Annotated in this window: 16 protein-coding genes, 1 tRNA gene, 1 CRISPR repeat array and 1 riboswitch; of the genes, 15 read left to right on the plus strand and 2 right to left on the minus strand. The window is 71.6% G+C overall.

The window, feature by feature from the left end; translation table 11 throughout:
* Positions 1-98 precede the first annotated feature (98 nt).
* The 13 genes from IE217_RS30325 to IE217_RS30385 all read left to right on the plus strand — a co-directional run bounded on the left by IE217_RS30325 (position 99) and on the right by IE217_RS30385 (position 15,443).
* The gene (locus IE217_RS30325; RefSeq protein ID WP_190181161.1) at positions 99-926 is read left to right on the plus strand and encodes a glycoside hydrolase domain-containing protein; all 828 of its coding nucleotides are present in this window, start codon (positions 99-101) and stop codon (positions 924-926) included.
* 143 nt (positions 927-1,069) lie between these two features.
* The gene (locus tag IE217_RS30330; RefSeq protein ID WP_190181162.1) at positions 1,070-1,717 is read left to right on the plus strand and encodes a SurA N-terminal domain-containing protein; all 648 of its coding nucleotides are present in this window, start codon (positions 1,070-1,072) and stop codon (positions 1,715-1,717) included.
* 63 nt (positions 1,718-1,780) lie between these two features.
* On the plus strand, positions 1,781-2,782 hold the full coding sequence (locus tag IE217_RS30335; RefSeq protein WP_190181163.1) for a nucleoside triphosphate pyrophosphohydrolase: 1,002 nt from the start codon (positions 1,781-1,783) through the stop codon (positions 2,780-2,782).
* Between the two features lie 633 nt (positions 2,783-3,415).
* Positions 3,416-4,705, plus strand: a complete 1,290-nt coding sequence (locus tag IE217_RS30340; protein ID WP_190181164.1) for a cytochrome P450 family protein — start codon at positions 3,416-3,418, stop codon at positions 4,703-4,705.
* Positions 4,706-4,915: 210 nt separating this feature from the next.
* Entirely contained in the window at positions 4,916-6,025 is a 1,110-nt protein-coding gene (locus IE217_RS30345; RefSeq protein ID WP_190181165.1) for a LysM peptidoglycan-binding domain-containing protein, read from the plus strand.
* 182 nt (positions 6,026-6,207) lie between these two features.
* A riboswitch (cyclic di-AMP (ydaO/yuaA leader) is annotated at positions 6,208-6,375 on the plus strand.
* Between the two features lie 4 nt (positions 6,376-6,379).
* The gene (locus IE217_RS30350) at positions 6,380-7,081 is read left to right on the plus strand and encodes a LysM peptidoglycan-binding domain-containing protein (protein ID WP_190181166.1); all 702 of its coding nucleotides are present in this window, start codon (positions 6,380-6,382) and stop codon (positions 7,079-7,081) included.
* Between the two features lie 315 nt (positions 7,082-7,396).
* Entirely contained in the window at positions 7,397-8,677 is a 1,281-nt protein-coding gene (eno, locus tag IE217_RS30355; RefSeq protein WP_444545575.1) for a phosphopyruvate hydratase, read from the plus strand.
* A gap of 129 nt (positions 8,678-8,806) precedes the next feature.
* Complete coding sequence (locus IE217_RS30360) at positions 8,807-9,283, plus strand: FtsB family cell division protein (protein ID WP_190181168.1); 477 nt, start codon at positions 8,807-8,809, stop codon at positions 9,281-9,283.
* Positions 9,284-9,309: 26 nt separating this feature from the next.
* Entirely contained in the window at positions 9,310-9,858 is a 549-nt protein-coding gene (locus IE217_RS30365; protein ID WP_190181169.1) for a DUF501 domain-containing protein, read from the plus strand.
* Positions 9,855-10,796: a Ppx/GppA phosphatase family protein gene (locus IE217_RS30370; RefSeq protein WP_190181170.1), complete on the plus strand. Its 942-nt coding sequence runs from the start codon at positions 9,855-9,857 to the stop codon at positions 10,794-10,796. Before IE217_RS30365 ends, IE217_RS30370 begins: the two co-directional genes overlap by 4 nt.
* A gap of 115 nt (positions 10,797-10,911) precedes the next feature.
* Positions 10,912-11,922, plus strand: coding sequence for a DUF2382 domain-containing protein (locus IE217_RS30375; protein ID WP_190181171.1), 1,011 nt, complete (start codon positions 10,912-10,914; stop codon positions 11,920-11,922).
* A 524-nt stretch (positions 11,923-12,446) separates the two neighbouring features.
* A complete protein-coding gene (locus IE217_RS30380; RefSeq protein ID WP_190181172.1) occupies positions 12,447-13,829 on the plus strand; it encodes an NAD(P)/FAD-dependent oxidoreductase in 1,383 nt (460 codons plus the stop codon).
* Positions 13,830-14,135: 306 nt separating this feature from the next.
* Positions 14,136-15,443, plus strand: a complete 1,308-nt coding sequence (locus IE217_RS30385; RefSeq protein WP_190181181.1) for an SAM-dependent methyltransferase — start codon at positions 14,136-14,138, stop codon at positions 15,441-15,443.
* A gap of 70 nt (positions 15,444-15,513) precedes the next feature.
* On the opposite strand, the gene IE217_RS30390 is transcribed toward IE217_RS30385, so the two are convergent.
* Complete coding sequence (locus IE217_RS30390; RefSeq protein WP_190181173.1) at positions 15,514-18,042, minus strand: ABC transporter permease; 2,529 nt, start codon at positions 18,040-18,042, stop codon at positions 15,514-15,516.
* Positions 18,043-18,174: 132 nt separating this feature from the next.
* Positions 18,175-18,945 carry an ABC transporter ATP-binding protein gene (locus IE217_RS30395; RefSeq protein WP_189708068.1) on the minus strand — a complete coding sequence of 257 codons (771 nt, stop codon included), beginning with the start codon at positions 18,943-18,945 and terminating at the stop codon, positions 18,175-18,177.
* Between the two features lie 424 nt (positions 18,946-19,369).
* On the opposite strand from IE217_RS30395, the gene IE217_RS30400 reads away from it, so the two are divergent.
* Positions 19,370-19,455: transfer RNA gene (locus IE217_RS30400), tRNA-Leu, on the plus strand.
* A gap of 806 nt (positions 19,456-20,261) precedes the next feature.
* A complete protein-coding gene (locus IE217_RS30405; protein WP_190181174.1) occupies positions 20,262-20,750 on the plus strand; it encodes a hypothetical protein in 489 nt (162 codons plus the stop codon).
* A gap of 63 nt (positions 20,751-20,813) precedes the next feature.
* A CRISPR array of direct repeats spans positions 20,814-21,400; the repeat unit is 29 nt; unit sequence GGGACCATCCCCGCGGGTGCGGGGAGCAG.
* The last annotated feature ends 72 nt before the right edge of the window (positions 21,401-21,472 follow it).

Genomic DNA, 21,472 nt, shown 5'->3' on the forward strand with positions numbered 1-21,472 from the left:
ACATGGCAAGAGTTTGCGATGGGTGCTCCTTGGCCGCGCGCCGGTACCGTGCGGTCTCCGTGCGCCGGCACTCGGCGCACCCGAGGACAGGGGTGGGAATGGCCGAGCACCGGCAGTCGAAGAAGCGCAGGTACCTGACCTGGACCGTGGCCGGCGCCGCGGTCGTCGCGGGCGCCGGGATCGCCGCGCAGACCTCCATGGCGGCCACCACCTGGCCGGCCCAGAAGACCTTCACGGGCCACGCCTTCGACACCTGCGCCGCGCCCTCCCTCAACGCCATGAAGGCCTGGCACACCGGCTTCTACGGCGCCGCCGCCGTCTACGTCGGCGGCAGGAACCGCGGCTGCGCCCAGCCCAACCTCACCGCCTCCTGGGTGAAGTCCGTCAGCTCCCTCGGCTACAAGCTCATCCCGATCTACGTCGGCGCCCAGCCGCCCTGCCAGAGCGGCTCCAACCCCGAGCAGCTCACCGCGTCCACCGCCGCGTCCCTCGGCACGAGCGACGCGAGCGACGCGGTCGCCAAGGCCGCCGCACTCGGCATGAAGGCCGGCAGCCCGGTCTACCTCGACATGGAGCCGTACGACATCACCAACAAGTCGTGCAACGACGCCGTGCTGACCTACGTGCGCGCCTTCGACAAGCAGCTGCACGCCAAGACCTACCGGGCCGGCTTCTACGGCTTCACCAGCTCCAGCGCCAAGGCCGTCGCCACCGCCGCCGACAAGACGGACCTGCCCGGCAACCTCTGGTACGCCCTGTGGGACAAGCAGTACACGACCACCGCCGACTGGCCCTGGGGGTCGGGCCAGTACACCAACCACAGCCGCGGTCACCAGTACATGGTCAACAGCAAGGAGACCCGCAACGGCTACACCATCACCGTCGACCGCGACGCCTGGGACGGCCCGGTCGCCATCACGGGCTGAACCCGGGGCCGCGGTCGGGCGCGGCGGTGCCCGAACTCCTGGTGAATCGTTGGTCCAATGGGTTGGCCGGAGCCCGGCCGCTGCCTAACATCGATCACCGCAGGACCTTGTGCCGTCGCACAATCTCTTCCCGGGAGGTCTCCTTGCACCGCCGCCGTCGCACCGCGTTCGTCCTGTCCGCCGCGATCGCCGCGACGGCCCCGCTCCTGGCCGCCTGCGGAAGCCAGGCGCACCCGGGCGCGGCCGCCGTGGTCGGCGGACAGCGGATCACCGTCGCCGAGCTGCAGAGCCGGGTGGGCGAGGTGCGCCAGGCGCAGCGGGCCGCGATCCCCGACACCGCGCAGTACGAGCAGGTCGTCGCCAAGACCGGCACGCTCACCCGGGACACCCTGCACCAGATGGTCCTGGACCGGGTCCTCGACCGCGCCGCGCGGGACGCGGGCGTCGGCGTCAGCCGGCGCGAGGTGCAGGAGATGCGCTCGGGTCTGGAGCGGCAGGCGGGCGGCGCCAAGGCGCTCCAGACCGCCTGGCTCCAGCAGTACGGGGTGGCGCCGCGGCGCCTCGACGACAACCTGCGCCTCCAGCTCGAGGCCCAGAAGCTCGCCTCCCGGCTCGGCACCGACACCAGCCAGCCGGCCTTCTGGAAGGCCCTGTCCACGGCCTCCGGCGAGCTGAACATCGACCTCAACCCGCGCTACGGCAGCTGGGACGTGCAGAAGAGCAGCCGCGTGGAGGCCAGGACGCCGTGGCTGCGGGACGTCTCGACGGGGGCGGCGCGGCAGCAGGCGTAGGCGGCCGGGCGCCCGCCTGTGGACAACTCGGGCGGTGTCGCCGCGGTGCGTTACGTTCGGAGCGTGAACACCACCAGCGCCCACGCCTCCCGCTCCGGGGCCCCCGCCCCCGGCCGTGTCGTCCTGCTCACCACCAGCCACCGGGTGGCCCCCGGACTGCTGTCGTGGCCGGCCTGGCAGGCACTGCGCGAGGCCGACCTGGTGCTGTGCGCGGACGGGGCCCATCCGCAGCTGCCGTATCTACGCGAGGCGGGCATAGCCGTCGAGGAGGCGGCGCCGAGCGCCGAGGAGGTCCTGGACGCCTGCGCCGGCGGGCGCACGGTGGTGGTCGTGGCCACCGGCGAGGGCGAGCCGGCCCTGACCGACGGCCTCGCCCGCCTCGCCGGCTCCGGACGCGTGACGATGCCCGAGCTGGAGCTGCTGCCCGCCTCCTACGACCTGCCGGGCGCCCGGCTGCTCGACCTCGTGCAGGTCATGGACCGCATCCGCGCCGAGTGTCCCTGGTCCTCCCGGCAGACCCACGAGGGCCTGGCGAAGTACGCCATCGAGGAGGCGTACGAGCTGGTGGAGTCGATCGAGGACGGAGACCGGGACGAGCTGCGCGAGGAACTGGGGGACGTGCTGCTCCAGGTCGTCTTCCACGCCCGGATCGCCGAGGAGGACCCCGAGGAGCCCTTCTCCGTCGACGACGTGGCCGGCGGCATCGTCGCCAAGCTGATCCACCGCCACCCGCACGTGTTCGGCGACGAGACCGCCACCACCCCCGAGGAGGTCAAGGCGCACTGGCTGCGCACCAAGGCCGAGGAGAAGCGCCGCGTCTCCGTGACCGACGGCGTCCCGCTCGGCCAGCCCGGCCTCGCCCTCGCCGCGAAGCTGGCCTCCCGGGTGCGCACGGCGGGCCTCGACGTCCCCTTCCCCAAGGGTGAGGGCATCGGCTACGAGCTGCTGGCCCTGGCCGCCCGGGCCGAGGCGCGGGGCGTGGACCCGGAGGCGGCCCTGAGAGCGGCGGCCCGCACCTACCGGGACGCGATCAGGACCGCGGAGGGCGTCCCGGAACGGACCTGACATCCCGGCGTGACCCGCAGGGCAGGGGCCCGCGGGTCGACCGGGCGGGTCCGGAGACGGTCGGGCAGGCCCCGGGGCTGGTCGGGCAGGCCCAGGGTCGGCTGGGGAGGTCCCGGGTTGGTCGGGCAGGGCAGGACCGGGGTCGGCAGGGCGGTCGGGCAGGTCCCCCGGGGCGGCCGGGCAGGTACAGGGTTGGTCGCGGGCAAGTCCCGGAGTCGGCCGCGCAGGCCCCAGGGTTGATCGGGCAAGTCCCGGGGTCGGCCGCGCAGGCCCAAGGTTGGCCGGGCAGGTCCCGGGGTCGGCCGGGCAGGCCCAGGGTCGGCTGGGGAGGTCCCGGGTTGGTCGGGCAGGGCAGGACCGGGGTCGGCAGGGCGATCGGGCAGGCCCCGGGGCTGGTCGGGCAGGTTCCGGGGTCGGCCGTGCAGGCCCAGGGTTGGTCTCGGGCAGGTCCCGAGATCGGCCGCGCAGGCCCAAGCTTGGTCGGGCAGGTTCCGGGGTCGGCCGTGCAGGCCCAAGGTTGGCCGGGCAGGTCCCGGGCTCGGCCGGGCAGGCCCGAGGGGGCAGGCGGGTCCCAGGGTTGCAGGGAGCCGGGCAGGTCCCAAGGGCGGTCGCGCAGGCCCTAGGGTCGGTCGCATGCACGACCAGCCTGCCTCCACCCCTGCCCCGGACCCCGGCCGGAGCACGCCGCCCGAGCTCTTCACCTGGGAGTTCGCGAGCGACCCCTACCCGGCCTACGCCTGGCTGCGCGAGCACGCCCCCGTGCACCGCACCCGCCTGCCGAGCGGCGTGGAGGCCTGGCTGGTGACCCGTTACGCCGACGCCCGGCAGGCCCTCGCCGACCAGCGGCTCAGCAAGAACCCCGCGCACCACGACGAGCCCGCCCACGCGAAGGGCAAGACGGGCATCCCGGGCGAGCGCAAGGCCGAGCTGATGACGCATCTGCTCAACATCGACCCGCCCGACCACACGCGCCTGCGCCGGCTGGTCAGCAAGGCGTTCACGCCCCGCCGGGTCGCCGAGTTCGCGCCCCGCGTGCAGGAGCTGGCCGACGGCCTCATCGACGGCTTCGCCGGGCGCGGCACCGCCGACCTGATCCACGAGTTCGCCTTCCCGCTGCCCATCTACGCCATCTGCGACCTGCTCGGTGTCCCGCGCGAGGACCAGGACGACTTCCGCGACTGGGCGGGCATGATGATCCGGCACGGCAAGGGCCCGCGAGGCGGCGTCGCCCGCTCGGTGAAGAAGATGCGCGGCTACCTCGCCGAGCTCATCCACCGCAAGCGCGCCGCGCTCCCCGCCGAACCCGCGCCCGGCGAGGACCTCATCTCGGGCCTGATCCGCGCCTCCGACCACGGCGAGCACCTCACCGAGAACGAGGCCGCGGCGATGGCCTTCATCCTCCTGTTCGCGGGCTTCGAGACCACGGTCAACCTCATCGGCAACGGCACGTACGCCCTGCTCACCCACCCCGGCCAGCGCGAGCGGCTCCAGGCCTCCCTCGCGGCCGGGGAGCGCGGCCTGCTGGAGACCGGCGTGGAGGAACTCCTGCGCTACGACGGGCCGGTGGAGCTCGCCACCTGGCGGTTCGCCACCGAGCCGCTCGCCATCGGCGGCCAGGACATCGCCCCCGGCGACCCGGTCCTCGTCGTCCTCGCCGCCGCCGACCGGGACCCGGCGCGGTTCCCCGGTCCGGACACCCTCGACCTCGCCCGCAGGGACAACCAGCACCTGGGGTACGGGCACGGCATCCACTACTGCCTAGGCGCCCCGCTCGCCCGTCTGGAGGGCCAGACCGCGCTCGCCACCCTCCTCACCCGGCTGCCCGACCTGCGACTCGACGCCGACCCGGCGGAGTTGCGCTGGCGCGGCGGGCTCATCATGCGCGGGCTGCGGACGCTGCCGGTCCGGTTCGCCCCCAGGTGAACCGGTTCCTGGCGGATGGCGCGCTCGGCGCTCCTGACGACACCTCTCTGACGAGCGCAAACATGACGCACGTTCAACTATGTGATCTTCACGTGATCTGCGCGGCATTAACTTGTGACAAGTGATCGGCAGCCGATACCTTCACGCATCAGCGTGGCGCGGAGTACCTCCCGCCGCGCGGGTCACCGCTGTCGTACGAAAGGCCTCCGCATGCTCTCCGGGAACGGTCGTCACCGTCGCCCCCGTCAGGCTCCGGCCCTCCTCGTCGCCGCCGGAGTGACCGGCTCCGCCATCGCCATCCCGCTGCTGGGCGCGAGCGGCGCGAGCGCGGCCGACGGCACCACGTGGGACAAGGTGGCGGAGTGCGAGACCGGCGGCTCCTGGAGCGCCGACAACGGCAACGGCTACTACGGCGGCCTTCAGTTGACCCAGGACGACTGGGAGAAGTACGGCGGCCTCTCCTTCGCGCCGAGCGCGGACCAGGCCAGCAGGTCCCAGCAGATAGCCGTGGCCGAGAAGATACTCGCCGACCGCGGTCCGGGCGCCTGGCCGACCTGCGGTCTGCTCTCCGGGCTCACCAAGGACTCCGGTGCGGCGAACGTCGACACCGGCGTGGCCGGCTCGTCCTCCGGTTCGTCCAACTCGTCCAACTCGTCCGGCTCGTCCGGCCGCTCCGGGGCGAGTGACCACGGTCTGTCCGACTCCACCCAGGGTTCCGCCGACTCGACCGGTTCCTCCGGTTCGTCCGGTTCGCCCAGCCCCTCGGCCAAGCCCTCCGACTCGTCCGGCTCGTCCAGCTCGTCCGGTTCATCCGCGAAGCCGGGATCGTCCACCGGGTCCCCCTCGAAGCCCTCGACTTCGGCCCCCACTTCCGGCGAGACGGACCAACCGGCCAAGTCCGGCACGGCTTCCGGTGCCGGCGGCTCCGGCACTCCCTCCGCCTCGCCCTCCCCGAGCACCGAACCGGGCGAGTCGGACAACTATGTCCAGAGTGCCGGTTCTTCGGCCCTCGTGGACACCGGAGCCCTCGGCGGCGGCCGGCACCGCGGCGGCAGCGCCGCCGAGGGCCCGGACGCCGACGGCGCGGCGGCCTCCTCCGGCCGGCACGCCTCGCGCGGCGGCGAGGACGTCCGCACCCTCGCCGGCACCACCTACACCGTCCGCTCCGGTGACTCCCTCGCGTCCATCGCCGACTCCCTTTCCGTCAGCGGCGGATGGCGCGCGCTCTACGCCGCCAACGAGCAGGCCATCGGCGCCGACCCGGACCACATCGTCGCCGGTCAAAGCCTGGATGTCCCGGTCGAAAACGCCCAGAAGTAGCGGGAGTTCGCGTCACACTTCGCACTGAATGTCCCTTTCGGTGAAAGTGTGGGATGAGTCTCAGAAGCCCTGATCGTCTTTGAAATTCGGCGGATCACGTGTCTACGGTCGTGACCGCTCGCCACCGCGAGCCCCGGCGGCCGCAACGCCGAATCCTGCCAGCGGCCGTACGGGAACAGTCGTCGCGTCAAGCGCCGTCGGCAGGAGCGGGGGACCCAAGGTAAGTGCCGCGCCGGGCAGTTCGCCGGAGCGGCTAGGGGTGAAGCCGTGCCTCACAAAAGGGGCACGGCCGGGCAACTCAACCGGCCCGAACCCGACAGCTCACCTCGCAGGCGTCGGTGAGGGGATCCATCCATGCTGTTCTCCAGCAAGGGCAAGCACCGCCGTCCGTCCAAGGCCACCCGCGTCATCGCGCTCGCCGGTGTCACCGGCGCCGCCGTCGCCGCCCCGCTGATGGCGGCCGGCAACGCCTCCGCCGCCACCGCCTCCGAGTGGGACGCGGTCGCCCAGTGCGAGTCCGGCGGCAACTGGTCCATCAACACCGGCAACGGCTTCTACGGCGGCCTGCAGTTCACCAACTCCACCTGGGCCGCGTACGGCGGCACCGCCTACGCCTCGCGCGCCGACCTCGCCTCCAAGTCGCAGCAGATAGCCGTGGCCGAGAAGGTCCTCGCGGGCCAGGGCAAGGGCGCCTGGCCGGTCTGCGGCAAGGGCCTGTCCGGCGCCGGCTACACCGGCAGCGCCCCCTCCTCGTCGAACAGCGGCTCCTCGAGCGGCAACTCGACGAAGAGCACCACCACGAGCCGCTCCACCGAGCAGCAGGCCGCCAACCGCTCGGCGACGCGTCCGGCCCCGAAGAAGACCGTCACCACCCCGACCGGCAAGAAGGTCAAGAAGGGTGACGGCGAGTACAAGGTGGTCACCGGCGACACCCTCAGCTCCATCGCCGCCAAGCACCACGTCAAGGGCGGCTGGGAGAAGCTGTTCCAGCTGAACAAGGACATCGTCGACAACGCCGACCTCATCTACCCGGGCCAGCAGCTGCACCTGAAGTGACAGCCCGCCCAGGGCCCGGTCGCACGCCCCGCACAGGCGCGGCGCGCATGACCGAGGCCTCGTGGGGCTGACCCCCACGGCCCCACGAAACCCCCCGTCCCGGTGCGTTCTCCCCCGTACGCGCCGGGACGGGGCTTTTCCGTTCCCGGCTACGGCCCTGCCACCTCGCCCTTTGTTCCGCGAGGGAACAATGTGTACCGTCACCCTGTCCACGGGACGGTCGGTCGGTCGCCGGGCGGCCCGCGGCGGTTAGGCTCTAGTCGCAAGGCACTCCAGCCGCGCACCTCAAGCGTCACATCCCAGAAGGAGATGCTCGTGCCGTCCATCGACGTCGTCGTAGCCCGGGAAATCCTGGACTCCCGAGGCAACCCCACGGTCGAGGTCGAGGTCGGCCTCGACGACGGCAGCACCGGCCGTGCCGCCGTCCCGTCCGGCGCCTCCACGGGCGCCTTCGAGGCCATCGAGCTCCGCGACGGTGACCCGGACCGCTACCAGGGCAAGGGCGTCGAGAAGGCCGTCCTCGCCGTCATCGAGCAGATCGGCCCGGAGCTGGTCGGCTACGACGCCACCGAGCAGCGCCTGATCGACCAGGCCATGTTCGACCTGGACGCCACCGACAACAAGGGCTCGCTCGGCGCCAACGCCATCCTCGGCGTCTCGCTCGCCGTCGCCCACGCCGCCTCCGAGGCCAGCGACCTCCCCCTCTTCCGCTACCTGGGCGGCCCCAACGCGCACCTGCTGCCGGTGCCGATGATGAACATCCTGAACGGCGGCTCGCACGCCGACTCCAACGTGGACATCCAGGAGTTCATGATCGCCCCGATCGGCGCGGAGTCCTTCTCCGAGGCCCTGCGCTGGGGCGCCGAGGTCTACCACACCCTGAAGAAGGTCCTGAAGAGCAAGGGCCTGGCCACCGGCCTCGGCGACGAGGGCGGCTTCGCCCCCAACCTCGGCTCCAACCGCGAGGCCCTCGACCTCATCCTCGAGGCGATCAAGGAGGCCGGGTACGCGCCCGGCGAGCAGATCGCCCTCGCCCTCGACGTCGCCGCCTCCGAGTTCTACAAGGACGGCAAGTACCTCTTCGAGGGCAAGGAGCGCTCCGCCGCCGAGATGACGGAGTACTACGAGGAGCTCGTCGCGGCCTACCCGCTCGTCTCCATCGAGGACCCGCTGTTCGAGGACGACTGGGCCGGCTGGAAGGTCATCACCGACAAGCTCGGCGACAAGGTCCAGCTCGTCGGCGACGACCTGTTCGTCACCAACCCCGAGCGCCTGGCCCGCGGCATCGAGGAGGGCACCGCCAACGCCCTGCTGGTCAAGGTGAACCAGATCGGCTCGCTCACCGAGACCCTCGACGCCGTCGAGCTCGCCCAGCGCAACGGCTTCAAGTGCATGATGTCCCACCGCTCCGGCGAGACCGAGGACGTCACCATCGCCGACCTGGCCGTCGCCACCAACTGCGGCCAGATCAAGACCGGCGCCCCGGCCCGCTCCGAGCGCGTGGCCAAGTACAACCAGCTGCTGCGCATCGAGGAGATCCTCGACGACGCCGCGGTGTACGCCGGCCGCTCGGCCTTCCCCCGCTTCAAGGGCTGAACCGCTGAGCCGTTGAGGGTCAAGCCTTAGCCAGTCGTACGTACGTCCCCGTACCGGTCCCGTACCGTGTCCGGGGACGTACGCGCGTACGCGCGCGGGCCGTGAGGCGCACGAACGGGAGGCGGGACAATGGCCGTGAAGGACCGGGACCGGTTCTCCACCGCGACCAGGCTGAGGCTGCTCGGGGAGCAGACCGCGGCCCGGGTCTACCGCTCCCAGACCCGGCGGCAGGCCCGCCGCTCCCGGCTGACCGGCCGCGCCGCGCTGCTCGCGCTCGTGGTGTGCTCGATGGTGGTCGCGCTGGCCTACCCGATGCGCCAGTACGTCTCCCAGCGCGCCGAGGTCGCCGACCTGCAACGGCAGAAGCGGCAGGCGCGGGAGCGGGTCGAGCAGCTGCGCGACCTCAAGGCCCGCTGGCAGGACGACTCCTACGCCGAGCAGCAGATCCGGCAGCGGCTGCACTACGTGCTGCCCGGGGAGACCGGCTACACCGTGGTCGACCCCGGCGCCGCCAAGCGGTCCCGCGCCGAGCAGGGGACGGCCCGCCGCCCCTGGTACACGAACGTCTGGTACGGCGTCGACAAGTCCGACGCCGCCCACCGGTGAACCGACAGAGAGATCTTCGTACAGGCATGCACACCCCTCCGCCGCCCACCCCGCGCACCGAACCCACCGACGCGGACGTCGAGGCCTTCAAGCAGCAGCTCGGGCGGCCGCCGCGCGGGCTGCGCGCGATCGCACACCGGTGCCCCTGCGGGCAGCCGGACGTCGTCGAGACCGCCCCGCGGCTGCCCGACGGCACGCCCTTCCCGACGCTGTACTACCTGACCTGCCCGCGCGCGGCGTCGGCCATCGGCACTCTGGAGGCCGAGGGCGTGATGAAGGAGATGACGGAGCGGCTGGCCGCCGACCCGGAACTCGCCGCGGCCTACCGCGCCGCGCACGAGGACTACATCCGGCGGCGGGACGAGATCGAGGAGCTGACCGGCTTCCCGAGCGCGGGCGGCATGCCCGACCGGGTCAAGTGCCTGCACGTGCTGGTCGCCCACTCGCTGGCCGCGGGACCCGGTGTGAACCCGCTGGGCGACGAGGCGATCGCCCTGCTGCCCGAGTGGTGGCGCAAGGGCCCGTGCGTGACGGTGCCGGACGCGTGCGAGAAGGACGAGGAGGAGGGCCGGTGACCCGGGTCGCCGCCGTCGACTGCGGTACGAACTCCATCCGCCTGCTCGTCGCGGACGTGAACCCCGAGACGGGCGAACTGGTCGATCTGGACCGGCGTATGACCATCGTGCGGCTCGGCCAGGGCGTCGACCGCACCGGCCGGCTCGCCCCCGAGGCGCTGGCCCGCACCTTCGCGGCCTGCCGCGAGTACGCCGAGGCCATCAGGGAGCACGGCGCCGAGCGCCTGCGCTTCGTGGCCACCTCCGCCTCCCGGGACGCCGAGAACCGCGACGAGTTCGTGCGCGGGGTGGTGGACATCCTGGGCGTCGAGCCCGAGGTCATCACCGGCGACCAGGAGGCGGAGTTCTCCTTCACGGGCGCCACGCGGGAACTGACGGGGCGTGCGGATCTGCCCCGGCCGTTCCTGGTGGTGGACATCGGAGGCGGCTCCACGGAGTTCGTGGTGGGCGACGACCACGCGCGCGCCGCCCGCTCGGTGGACGTGGGCTGCGTCCGTATGACGGAGCGTCACCTGGTGCGGGACGGCGTGGTGAGCGACCCGCCCACCGAGAAGCAGATCGCCGCCATACGGGCCGACATCGAGGCCGCCCTCGACCTCGCCGAGGAGACGGTCCCGCTGCGCGAGGCGCACACGCTGGTGGGCCTGGCCGGTTCGGTGACCACCGTGTCGGCGATCGCGCAGGAACTGCCCGAGTACGACTCGTCGGTCATCCACCACTCCCGCGTCTCCCACGACCGCGTCCGCGAGATCACCGAGGCTCTGCTCCACTCCACGCACGCCGAGCGGTCCGCCATCCCGTCCCTGCACCCGGGCCGGGTCGACGTGATCGGCGCGGGCGCCCTGGTGCTGCTGGCGGTCATGGAGCGGATCGGCGCCCAGGAGGTCGTCGTCAGCGAACACGACATCCTCGACGGCATCGCGTGGTCCTTGGCGTGAGCGTCTCGGCGGGCGCTGTGTGAAAGAGGGTGTGCTTTGTTTCGTATGTTCCGTTTTGGGGCTGGTGGGGCGGAGAACCGGGAGGTGAACAGCTCCGAAGAAGGGTGAAACGCGCATGATCACCAGAGAGCAGCTTCCGGCCGTCCTGGACCACCCGGTCCTCGACGAGGGCGGGAAGAAGATCGGCGACGCCAAGCACATCTTCCTCGACGACGCCACGGGACGCCCGGAGTGGGTGTCCGTCAAGACGGGCCTGTTCGGCACCAGCGAGTCCTTCGTGCCCCTGCGCGACGCCGACCTGGTGGGCGACCACATGGAGGTCCCGTACACCAAGGGCAAGGTCAAGGACGCCCCGCACGTCGACATCGACTCGGGCGGCCACCTCTCGCAGGACGAGGAGCACCAGCTCTACGACTACTACGGCATCGACTGGGACGAGGCCTGGTCGAGGGCCAACCGTCCCGGCGAGGGCGGCTGGGCGCACGGCGCCGGCGGAGCCGCGGCGGGCGGCGCGGCCGCGGGAGGCGCCGCGGGTGCGGCGGGTGCCGCCGGGCGGACGGCCCCGAAGCCCGGCCCGGGCCCAACCGCTCGCGACACGGCGGCCACCGGGCGCCCGCAGGCCGCGGCCGGCGGCCGCAGCGAGGCCGCCACCGGCCGCCGTACGCCCGCGACGGGCGCCCAGGGACGCACGCGCGAGGGCGACGACGCCATGACGCTCTCCGAGGAGCGCATGCACGTGGGCGTGGAGCGCCGTGAGGTGGGCCGTGCGCGGCTGCGCAAGTACGTGGTGACCGAGGAGGTCGAGAAGACCGTCCCGGTGCGGCACGAGGAGGTCCGCGTCGAGCGCGAGCCCATCACCGACGCCAACCGCGACGCCGCCCTGTCGGGGCCCGAGATCAGCGAGGCCGAGCACGAGGTCGTGCTGCACGAGGAGCGCCCGGTGGTGGAGACGGAGGCCGTGCCGGTGGAACGGGTGCGGCTGACCACCGAGGAGCACACCGAGCAGGAGACCGTCCGCGGGCGGGTGCGCAAGGAGCGCATCAAGGGCGAGGCCGAGCCCGTCGCCGACGAGACCGGCGAGACCGGCGACATCGACGACACGGGGCGGGGCCGCAGGCGCCCGTGACCCGTTGGTCCGCGGTCCCTCACGAGCGCGGCCCGGCACCCCGGACGACCCGGGCCGCGCGTCACCGCGGGGGCGTGAGCCCCGTCTCTTCGCGGCCCCGGTGCTACTGATCGGTAGCCTCGCCTGAGCGGTTTGGGTAACGTGTGAGCGAGGTTCCGGGCCGCTCCGGTGGCCTGCGACGACACCCCGCCGGAAAACTTCGTGAAGTTCTTCACAAGGATTTCGGCCGACCCGGAGGATTCAAGGACCCTCGTTGCCCCGTCCGGGGACTCAAGGGCCCTTGACGGGAGCTCAAGAGAGTGCCTCCCGCCTCCCGTCCGGGCATCGCGCCCGACCCTCCCGGAGGGCCGCCGAGGTGCCAAGTGGCAGCTCACGCGCCCTTGACAACGGTCGGAACCGGACACCGACGCCCATGGGCCGTCCCGCCCCCGGCCAGGCGGGCCGCGGAGTCTAACACAGGGCATGTCCGAGCTTGTGAAGGGGCGCACGAGCGACCCCCCTGAGGCAGGTGGATACTCGATCCCATGAGCACCACGGAGCGTCCCAGGATCCTCGTAGTAGGCGGTGGGTACGTAGGCCTGTACGCAGCTCGGCGCATTCTCAAGAAGATGCGCTACGGCGAGGCGACCGTCACGGTCGTCGACCCCCGGTCGTACATGACCTACCAGCCCTTCCTCCCCGAAGCCGCCGCCGGCAGCATCTCCCCGCGTCACGTCGTCGTCCCGCTGCGGCGCGTGCTTCCCAAGGCGGAGGTCCTCACCGGCCGGGTCACCACCATCGACCAGGACCGCAAGGTCGCCACGATCGCGCCGCTCGTCGGCGAGGCGTACGAGCTGCCGTTCGACTACCTGGTCATCGCGATGGGCGCGGTCTCCCGCACCTTCCCGATCCCCGGCCTCGCCGAGCAGGGCATCGGCATGAAGGGCATCGAGGAGTCCATCGGCCTGCGCAACCACGTTCTGGAGCAGCTCGACAAGGCCGACTCCACCACCGACGAGGAGATCCGCCGCAGGGCGCTCACCTTCGTGTTCGTCGGCGGCGGCTTCGCCGGCGCCGAGACCATCGGTGAGGTCGAGGACATGGCCCGGGACGCGGCCAAGTACTACAACAACGTGTCCCGCGAGGACATGCGCTTCATCCTCGTCGACGCCGCCGACAAGATCCTCCCCGAGGTCGGCCCGAAGCTCGGCCAGTACGGCAAGGAGCACCTCGAGGGCCGCGGCGTCGAGGTCTACCTGTCCACCTCCATGGACTCCTGCGTCGACGGCCACGTGGTGCTGAAGAACGGCCTCGAGGTCGACTCCAACACCATCGTGTGGACCGCCGGCGTCAAGCCGAACCCGGCCCTGGCCCGCTTCGGCCTGCCGCTGGGCCCGCGCGGTCACGTCGACTGCGAGCCCACCCTCCAGGTCAAGGGCACCGACTACATCTGGGCCGCCGGCGACAACGCGCAGGTGCCCGACCTCGTCGGCCGCAAGGCGGGCAACGAGAACGCCTGGTGCCCGCCCAACGCCCAGCACGCGCTGCGTCAGGCCAAGGTCCTCGGCGACAACGTGGTCTCCGGCATGCGGGGCTTCCCGCAGAAGGAGTACAGCCACGCCAACAAGGGCGCGGTCGCGGGCCTCGGCCTGCACAAGGGCGTGGCGATGATCGTCATGGGCAAGATGAAGATCAAGCTGCGCGGCCGCCTGGCCTGGTACATGCACCGCGGCTACCACGGCCTGGCGATGCCCACCTGGAACCGCAAGATCCGCGTCTTCGCCGACTGGACCCTGGCCATGTTCCTCAAGCGCGAGGTCGTGTCCCTGGGCGCCATGGAGAACCCCCGCGAGGAGTTCTACGAGGCCGCCAAGCCCGCGCCGGTCGCCGCCGCGAGCTCGACCGGCGAGAAGGCCAAGGCCTCCTGACGCCCTGTCGGTGACCGTCCCGAACGCGACGGCCGTCCCGAACGCGACGGCCGTCCCGAAGGGCACCACCGTTCCGTAGGGACCACCGTCCCGTAGGGAACCTCCCGAAGGGGCCGCCCGCCATCCGTGGTGCGGGCGGCCCCTTCGGCGTGTCCGGGCTCGCCCGCGCGGCCCCGCGAGCCCGGATAGGTGGTCTCTGCAAGCGCTTTGCCCAGTCGTAACCCCATTGCGGGACTGCGCGGTGGGCCCGTTGGTGTTTACGTGGTGGATGACATTCCGGCGTTCGTCGTCACGGAGGTGTGCACCATGCCCGACGCCGCGCTGCGGCTCACGCGACTGCTCGAACAGTTGATGGGAACACCGATCCCGGTGCGCCTGCGCGCCTGGGACGGCTCCGAGGCCGGCCCGCCCGGGGCGCCGACGCTCGTCGTACGCAACCGCCGCGCGCTGCGGCGGCTGCTGTTCAAACCGGGCGAACTCGGCCTCGCCCGCGCCTGGGTGGCCGGCGACCTGACCGTCGAGGGCGACCTGTACCGCGCCCTCGAACTGCTCTCCGGCCTCGTCTGGGAGCGCGGCGAGGACACCCGCGGCCTCGCCCAGGCGCTGCGCGACCCGGAGTTCCGCGCCGCCGTCCGCGGCCTGGTGAAGCTGGCCGGCCCGCCGCTGCCGCCCGCCCCGCCCCCCGAGGAGGTCCGCCGCCCCGGCCACCTCCACACCCGGCGCAGCGACAAGCGCGCCATCAGCCACCACTACGACGTCGGCAACGACTTCTACGAACTCGTCCTGGGCCCGTCCATGGTGTACTCCTGCGCCTACTGGCCGGCCCCGGAACCCGCCGCCACCCTCGAGGAGGCCCAGCGCGACAAGCTCGAACTCGTCTGCCGCAAGCTCGACCTGAAACCCGGTCAGCGTCTCCTCGACGTCGGCTGCGGCTGGGGCTCGATGGCCGTCCACGCGGCCCGCGAGCACGGCGTGAGCGTCGTCGGCGTCACCCTCTCCCAGGAGCAGGCCGCCTACGCCCGCAAGCGCGTCGCCGACCAGGGCCTCACCGACAAGGTCGAGATCCGCGTCCAGGACTACCGGGACGTGACCGACGGACCCTACGACGCCATCTCCTCCATCGGCATGGCCGAACACGTCGGCGCCGCCCGCTACCTGGAGTACACCCGGACCCTGCACGCGCTGCTCAAGCCCGGCGGACGGCTGCTCAACCACCAGATCGGCCGCCGCCCGCACCACGACGAGTCGGCGTACCACGTGGACGAGTTCATCGACGCCTACGTCTTCCCCGACGGCGAACTCGCCCCCATCGGCACCACCGTCACCCAGCTCGAACGCGCGGGCTTCGAGGTGCGCGACGTGGAGTCCCTGCGCGAGCACTACGACCTGCCCCTGCGCCGCTGGGTCGCCAACCTGGAGGCGGACTGGGCACGCGCGGTGCAGCTCACCAGCCCCGGCCGGGCCCGCGTCTGGAAGCTCTACATGGCGGCCTCCGCGCTCGCCTTCGAGCGCAACCGCATCGGAGTCAACCAGGTGCTGGCGGTGCGGACCCCGGAGTCCGGCGACTCCGGGATGCCGCTGCGCGCCCGCACGTGGGGAGCGCCGGCCGTATAACCGAATACGCGAACGGGCCCCGTTCCGCGGCGGATGCTCGCGGCGGAACGGGGCCCGAAGTCGCCTGCGACTACTCCGACTTGATGGCCTGGAGCATGTTCAGCCGGGCCGCGCGCCGGACCGGCCACAGCGCCGCGAGCACACCGACCGCGGCCGCCAGCAGCAGGAACACCGCCATCCGCGCCCAGGGCAGCACCAGTTCGTACGTCGCCATCCTGGTGCCGAGCAGCTCACCGGCCGCCCAGCCGAAGAACACCCCGAGCCCGATCCCGAGCACCCCGCCGAACAGGGAGATCACCAGGGACTCCAGGCGCACCATCCGCTTGATGCCCCGGCGGTCCAGACCGATGGCACGGAGCATGCCGATCTCCTGGGAGCGCTCGAACACCGACATCGCCAGCGTGTTGATGACCCCGAGGACCGCGACGATCACCGCCATGGCGAGCAGGCCGTAGAGCATGTTCAGCATCAGCGTGAACATCTGCGCGATGCTGTTGGAGATGTCCTTCTTGTCCTGCACCTTGATGGCCGGGTTGGAGCCGAGGGCCTCGGTCAGCCGGTCCTTGGCCGCGCTCGAGGCGCCGCCGGCCGTCTTGACCATGACCTGCATGTCGGCCGGGTCCTTGACGTGCGGGGTGAGGGTGGCGTTGTCGAGCATGATCCCGCGGATCATCTCGTTGCCCTCGTACACCCCGGCGACGGTCAGGCGCTGCCTGCGGCCGTCCTCGTAGGAGACGGTGAAGGCCGAACCGGCCTTCCAGCCGTGCGACTTGGCGGTCTTGTCGTCCACGGCCACCCGGCTGCCGGCGACCGTGAAGGCGCCCTCGTCGACCTTCAGGTCGGTGAGCTTCGCGATCGCCGAGCCGTCGACACCGGTGAGGTACTCGGTCTCGCCGCCGATCCGGGAGGGGGCGTTGCGCAGCGGGCTGGTCGCGGTGACGCCCTCGGTGGCGGCGAGCTTCCTGCCGACCTCGGGAGAGAGGGAGTTGCCGTTCGCCATCGACACCACGTAGTCCGCGCGGATCGCGGCCGAGGCCATCTTGTCGATCGAGCGCTGGAGGCTGCCCGCCATCACCGTCATGCCGGTGATCAGGGTCAGGCCGATCATCAGGGCCGAGGCCGTGGCCGCCGTACGGCGCGGGTTGCGCACCGAGTTCTGGCGGGCCAGCCGGCCCGACACCCCGAAGGCGCGCAGCAGCGGGGCCGCGGCCGCGATCAGCGGGCGGGACAGCAGCGGGGTCAGGATGAACACGCCGATGATGAGCAGGACCGCGCCCACACCCATCGGGGCCTGCCCGTCGGAGCCGTCCATCGTGGTGGCCGCCAGGACCACGGCCACACCGGCCGCCGAGAACAGCGCGCCCAAGGTGTTGCGCAGCACCAGCGACTTGGTGGTCGCCTTGGCGTGCACACTGCTCATCGCCGCGACCGGCGGGATCCTGGCGGCCCGGCGGCCGGGCAGCCACGCGGCCAGCATGGTCACGAGGACACCGACCGCGAGCGCGGTGGCGACCGTGCCGGGCGTGATGGCCAGCGGCCCGTCGGGCACGGTCGCGCCCAGCGAGCCCATGAGGGACCTCAGTCCGGCGCCGATGCCGACGCCCGCGACCAGGCCGGTCACCGCGGCGACCGCGCCCACCACGAACGCCTCGATCAGCACCGACCGCGTGACCTGCCGGCGGGAGGCGCCGACCGCGCGCAGCAGCGCCAGTTCCCTGGTGCGCTGCGCGACCAGCATGGTGAAGGTGTTGGCGATGATGAACGTGCCCACGAAGAGCGCGATCCCCGCGAAGACGAGCAGCCCCTGCCGCAGGCCGCTCATCGAGGCGGAGATCATCCGCGCCTGGTCGTCGGCGAGCTGACGCCCGGTCGTCGTCTCCGTCTTCCCCGCGGGAAGCGCGCGGTCCAGTTGCGCCTTGAGCGCGGCCTGGCTCGTGCCCGCCTTCGCCCGCACGTCGATCTCGTCGTACGTGCCCGGCTTGCCGAACAGCTTCTGGGCGGTGGCCGTGTCGAACAGGGCGAGGCTGCCGCCGGCGGCGACGTTGCCGTCGTCGGTGGTGAAGACGCCGGTGACCTTCGGGGTCAGGACGGGCCCGTCGACGGAGAGGCGCAGGGTGTCGCCGACCTTGTACCCGGTGCGCCGGGCGGTCTCGGAATCGATGGCGACCTGGTCCCGCCCGTGCGGGGCGGCGCCCTCCTTCAGCGGGTAGCGCGGGTCGTCCGTCCCCCAGTAGTTGCCGCCCTGCGACTGGAAGCCGTCACCGATCAGCTTGCCGTCCTTGCCGGCGATCGCGGTGAAGCCCCTGACGACGCCGATCGCGGAGGCGGCCCCGGGCACGTGCGCGCTCCTGTCGAGCTCCGCCCGGGTCAGCTCGGGCGTCCTGCCGAGCCGGTCGCCCTTGCTCTCCTGGTACTTGGCCTCCACGGCCACGTCGACCTGGTCGAAACCCTTGGCGGAACTCCTCTGGTAGGCGTCGGAGATGGTGTTGGTGAAGACCAGGGTCCCCGACACGAAGGCGACGCCGAGCATCACGGCGAGCACGGTCATGAGGAGCCGGGCCTTGTGCGCGAGTACGTTGCGCAAGGCGGTGCGGAACATGGGAGGTCTCAGTCCAGGTCTACGAGGTGGTGGTGGGGGCCGGGCGTAGGCGGCGGCGGGAGGGGCGGTACGCGGACGCCCGGGCGGAGGCGGTGGACGCTGGACCGGGCGGGTCCGGCCGCCACCGCCGGGTCAGCTGGTGCGCCCCTTGGCGTCGAACTGCTTCATCCGGTCCAGGACCGACTCCGCCGTGGGCCCGTACACCTCGTCCACGATCCGGCCGTCGGCGAGGAACACCACGCGGTCCGCGTACGCGGCGGCCACCGGGTCGTGGGTCACCATCACCACGGTCTGGCCCAGTTCGCGTACGGAGTTGCGCAGGAACCCGAGCACTTCGGCGCCGGAGCGGGAGTCGAGGTTTCCGGTCGGCTCGTCGCCGAAGACGATGTCCGGCCGGGAGGCGAGCGCACGGGCGACGGCCACGCGCTGCTGCTGGCCGCCGGAGAGCTGGGAGGGCCGGTGGCCGAGCCGGTCGGCGAGCCCGACCATGCGGATCACGGTGTCCAGCCACTGCTTGTCCGGCTTGCGGCCGGCGATGTCCATGGGGAGCGTGATGTTCTCCAGGGCCGTCAGCGTCGGCAGCAGGTTGAACGCCTGGAAGATGAAGCCGATCTTGTCCCGGCGCAGCCTGGTGAGCTGCTTGTCCTTCAGCGAGCCGAGCTCGGTGTCGCCGACCCGGACCGACCCGGAGGAGAAGGTGTCGAGACCGGCCACGCAGTGCATCAGCGTGGACTTGCCGGACCCGGACGGTCCCATGATCGCGGTGAACTCGCCCTGCGCGAAGTCGACGGAGACCCGGTCGAGGGCGACCACCTGGGTCTCGCCCTGTCCGTAGATCTTCGACAGATCCGTGGCGCGCGCGGCCACTGCGGTGGTCCGGCCGGCGATGGAAGAGGTGGTCACGGCGGGGGGCTCCTGACGGTACGGGAAACGGTGGGACGGCCTTTTCGAAGACCTGTCCATCGTCTCCGCCGCCCGGCCCGCTGGAGTCAGCCGCTGTTCCGGTTCCGGGGGCCGACTCGGGACGGACGGCACCGGCCGCCGTCATACCTAGGGATGACGGGCCTCCCTGAGAGCCGCCGGGGCGCGTCCCCTGGAAGGGGGACATCGGGAACAGGTGGAGCCCCCTGGTCGGGACGGTGAAATTCCGTCATTCCGTGCGTGCCGCGGGGCCCGGTCCGCAACGCTGGTGGCGAGTGCCGATGGGCGCGCACGAGGTCTGATGCTCCCTCACATGTCAATAAAACAAGACAACATGAGTACACCCAGCCACTGAACGGGGGGTCCGTCCCGATAGGCTCGGAACCGCAGTGCGAGCCCATGGCCTGCCCGGATGGTGGAATGCAGACACGGCGAGCTTAAACCTCGCTGCCCCTCGCGGGCGTACCGGTTCAAGTCCGGTTCCGGGCACCACTCCGCCTGCGACGCGGGGCGAGGGCCACCCCTGGGGGGGGGCCTCAACGGTGACCCGCTGGTTGCATCTGATTGCAATTGCAGTTTCCGCAGCGCCCCGCCGAGCCGTTTCGCGGCGTCCTTCGTCAGATTGCGCACTGCTGATTCAGCGACGCTTAGTGACAGACAGGGGCAGTCGCTCCCACGGTGCGCCGGGGCGTACCGCGCAGCTACAGGTCCTGTCCGGGGTGATGGCGGCCCCGCTCGGCCTGGGCTGCATGCCCCAGGGAGCGCCGACCGCTACTGGGTTCGCCATGATCTGCACTCATGGTCTCAATCGGGCTCGTCTCCGGGTGCATGCGCCGGCCCGGCTGACACTTCCACCGCCCGTATGTCCCTGCTGCCGCCGGCACCCGCCTCGCCGGAGGAACTGACTCGCTTCCACAGTGCCAGCACACGGCGAGACCGCGCCCGCGGGGATGGTCCCATGGGCTGGCGGCCAAACGGCCCACCCCAATAGTGCCCCGCGCCTGCGGGGAAGGCCCCTGTTCGGTGAGTTGATCTTCGTCTTCTGTTGACGCGACTGAACGGTCTACTCGAGTCGGCCAGCCCGCTGGTGGAGCGTGGCCTCAATGGAGCAATGCCGCAACCGCAGTCGGAGAGCCCCGCGTCGTGACGGTCTCGGGTTGGCGGCCGTCGGGCGAAGCTCACGACTAGATCACGACTGGGACGTACGTGTAGATCACATGTATGCCTAGTGCATACTCTGTGCCGCCCGACTCCCCGTGCACCACGTAGTTGCCGGTCAGGGCTTGAAGGAGCTTGCGGTGGAGAACACGTCGCCCCGTACCCCGGACCTCCCACCACGCCCGGCCAGTGCTCCCACCGCGCACCTGGCGATCGGCTCGGATGCGGTCCCGCACGGTTGGCGGGACGAGTGGGAGAGCGATCCGGAGTATCGGAAAATCCTTGCCAGGATGGAGATGCCCCGGTGGAAGCGACCGGTGGTCCTGTGGAGCGGGGTTGTCGCCGTTGCGGTCGCTTCATTCTTTCTGGGCGGTGCAGTCCTGGGCTCCGGTGGAGGTTCCGGCACCTCTTCCCCAGATCCCTGGGTACAGGGGCAGGGAGACCAGTCGCAGAACGACCAGCAGCAGAACAACCAGCCTGTCGGGCTCACTCCTGCCCAGAAGAGTCAGATTCTGACCAAGTACTGCAAGCAGCAGGCTGGCGGTCCGTACAACGTGTCGGAGGCTGGGCTCCTGGAGTGCCTGCAGAGCTACGAGGTGACGGACCAGGGAATGGTCATGCCGAAGTAGCTCGGCATCCCTCGCGTCACGCAGCGGGCACCAGTGTGCGCTTGACCCCGTCTACTCGTCGGAGGGACCATCCCCGCGGGTTCGGGGAGCAGGGCGCACAGGGTGCCCTCCCCAACAAGGACGCGGCCGCCCCGGGACCATCCCCGCGGGTGCGGGGAGCAGAGACCCCCGTCCGGGAGGCGAAGGGAGTGGACGGGACCATCCCCGCGGGTGCGGGGAGCAGACGAGGGACTCGCTGGTGCAGGCCGGCGAGCAGGGACCATCCCCGCGGGTGCGGGGAGCAGAAGTACGGCCCGGAGGGCGCGGCGGCGATGTGGGGACCATCCCCGCGGGTGCGGGGAGCAGATGGTGACGTCGCGCATCGTGACGTTCTGGATGGGACCATCCCCGCGGGTGCGGGGAGCAGTTGTCCCGGTACAGGCCCACCGGCGGGTGGCAGGGACCATCCCCGCGGGTGCGGGGAGCAGGGGCGCTGGAGCACGGAGCCGATGACGCGCCGGGGACCATCCCCGCGGGTGCGGGGAGCAGTGGCCGACTCGGGACGTGGACGTCGTGAAGAAGGGACCATCCCCGCGGGTGCGGGGAGCAGCCGCCACTTGCGGGCCTGCTTGTCATAGGTGCGGGACCATCCCCGCGGGTGCGGGGAGCAGCGCTCCGGGGGGGCCTCTATGTCCTTCGTCAAGCGAGCTGTGGGGTTCGGGGTTCGTAGAAGGTTCCGTCGC

Source organism: Streptomyces naganishii JCM 4654, from assembly GCF_014650575.1.
Lineage (GTDB): Bacteria > Actinomycetota > Actinomycetes > Streptomycetales > Streptomycetaceae > Streptomyces > Streptomyces naganishii.

What these genes read in the sequence shown, in the direction of transcription:
- IE217_RS30325 (WP_190181161.1), top strand. Translation starts at nt 99, where the DNA reads ATGGCCGAGCACCGGCAGTCGAAGAAGCGCAGGTACCTGACCTGGACC.
- IE217_RS30340 (WP_190181164.1), top strand. Translation starts at nt 3,416, where the DNA reads ATGCACGACCAGCCTGCCTCCACCCCTGCCCCGGACCCCGGCCGGAGC.
- IE217_RS30345 (WP_190181165.1), top strand. Translation starts at nt 4,916, where the DNA reads ATGCTCTCCGGGAACGGTCGTCACCGTCGCCCCCGTCAGGCTCCGGCC.
- IE217_RS30350 (WP_190181166.1), top strand. Translation starts at nt 6,380, where the DNA reads ATGCTGTTCTCCAGCAAGGGCAAGCACCGCCGTCCGTCCAAGGCCACC.
- IE217_RS30360 (WP_190181168.1), top strand. Translation starts at nt 8,807, where the DNA reads ATGGCCGTGAAGGACCGGGACCGGTTCTCCACCGCGACCAGGCTGAGG.
- IE217_RS30365 (WP_190181169.1), top strand. Translation starts at nt 9,310, where the DNA reads ATGCACACCCCTCCGCCGCCCACCCCGCGCACCGAACCCACCGACGCG.
- IE217_RS30375 (WP_190181171.1), top strand. Translation starts at nt 10,912, where the DNA reads ATGATCACCAGAGAGCAGCTTCCGGCCGTCCTGGACCACCCGGTCCTC.
- IE217_RS30380 (WP_190181172.1), top strand. Translation starts at nt 12,447, where the DNA reads ATGAGCACCACGGAGCGTCCCAGGATCCTCGTAGTAGGCGGTGGGTAC.
- IE217_RS30385 (WP_190181181.1), top strand. Translation starts at nt 14,136, where the DNA reads ATGCCCGACGCCGCGCTGCGGCTCACGCGACTGCTCGAACAGTTGATG.
- IE217_RS30390 (WP_190181173.1), bottom strand. Translation starts at nt 18,042, where the DNA reads ATGTTCCGCACCGCCTTGCGCAACGTACTCGCGCACAAGGCCCGGCTC.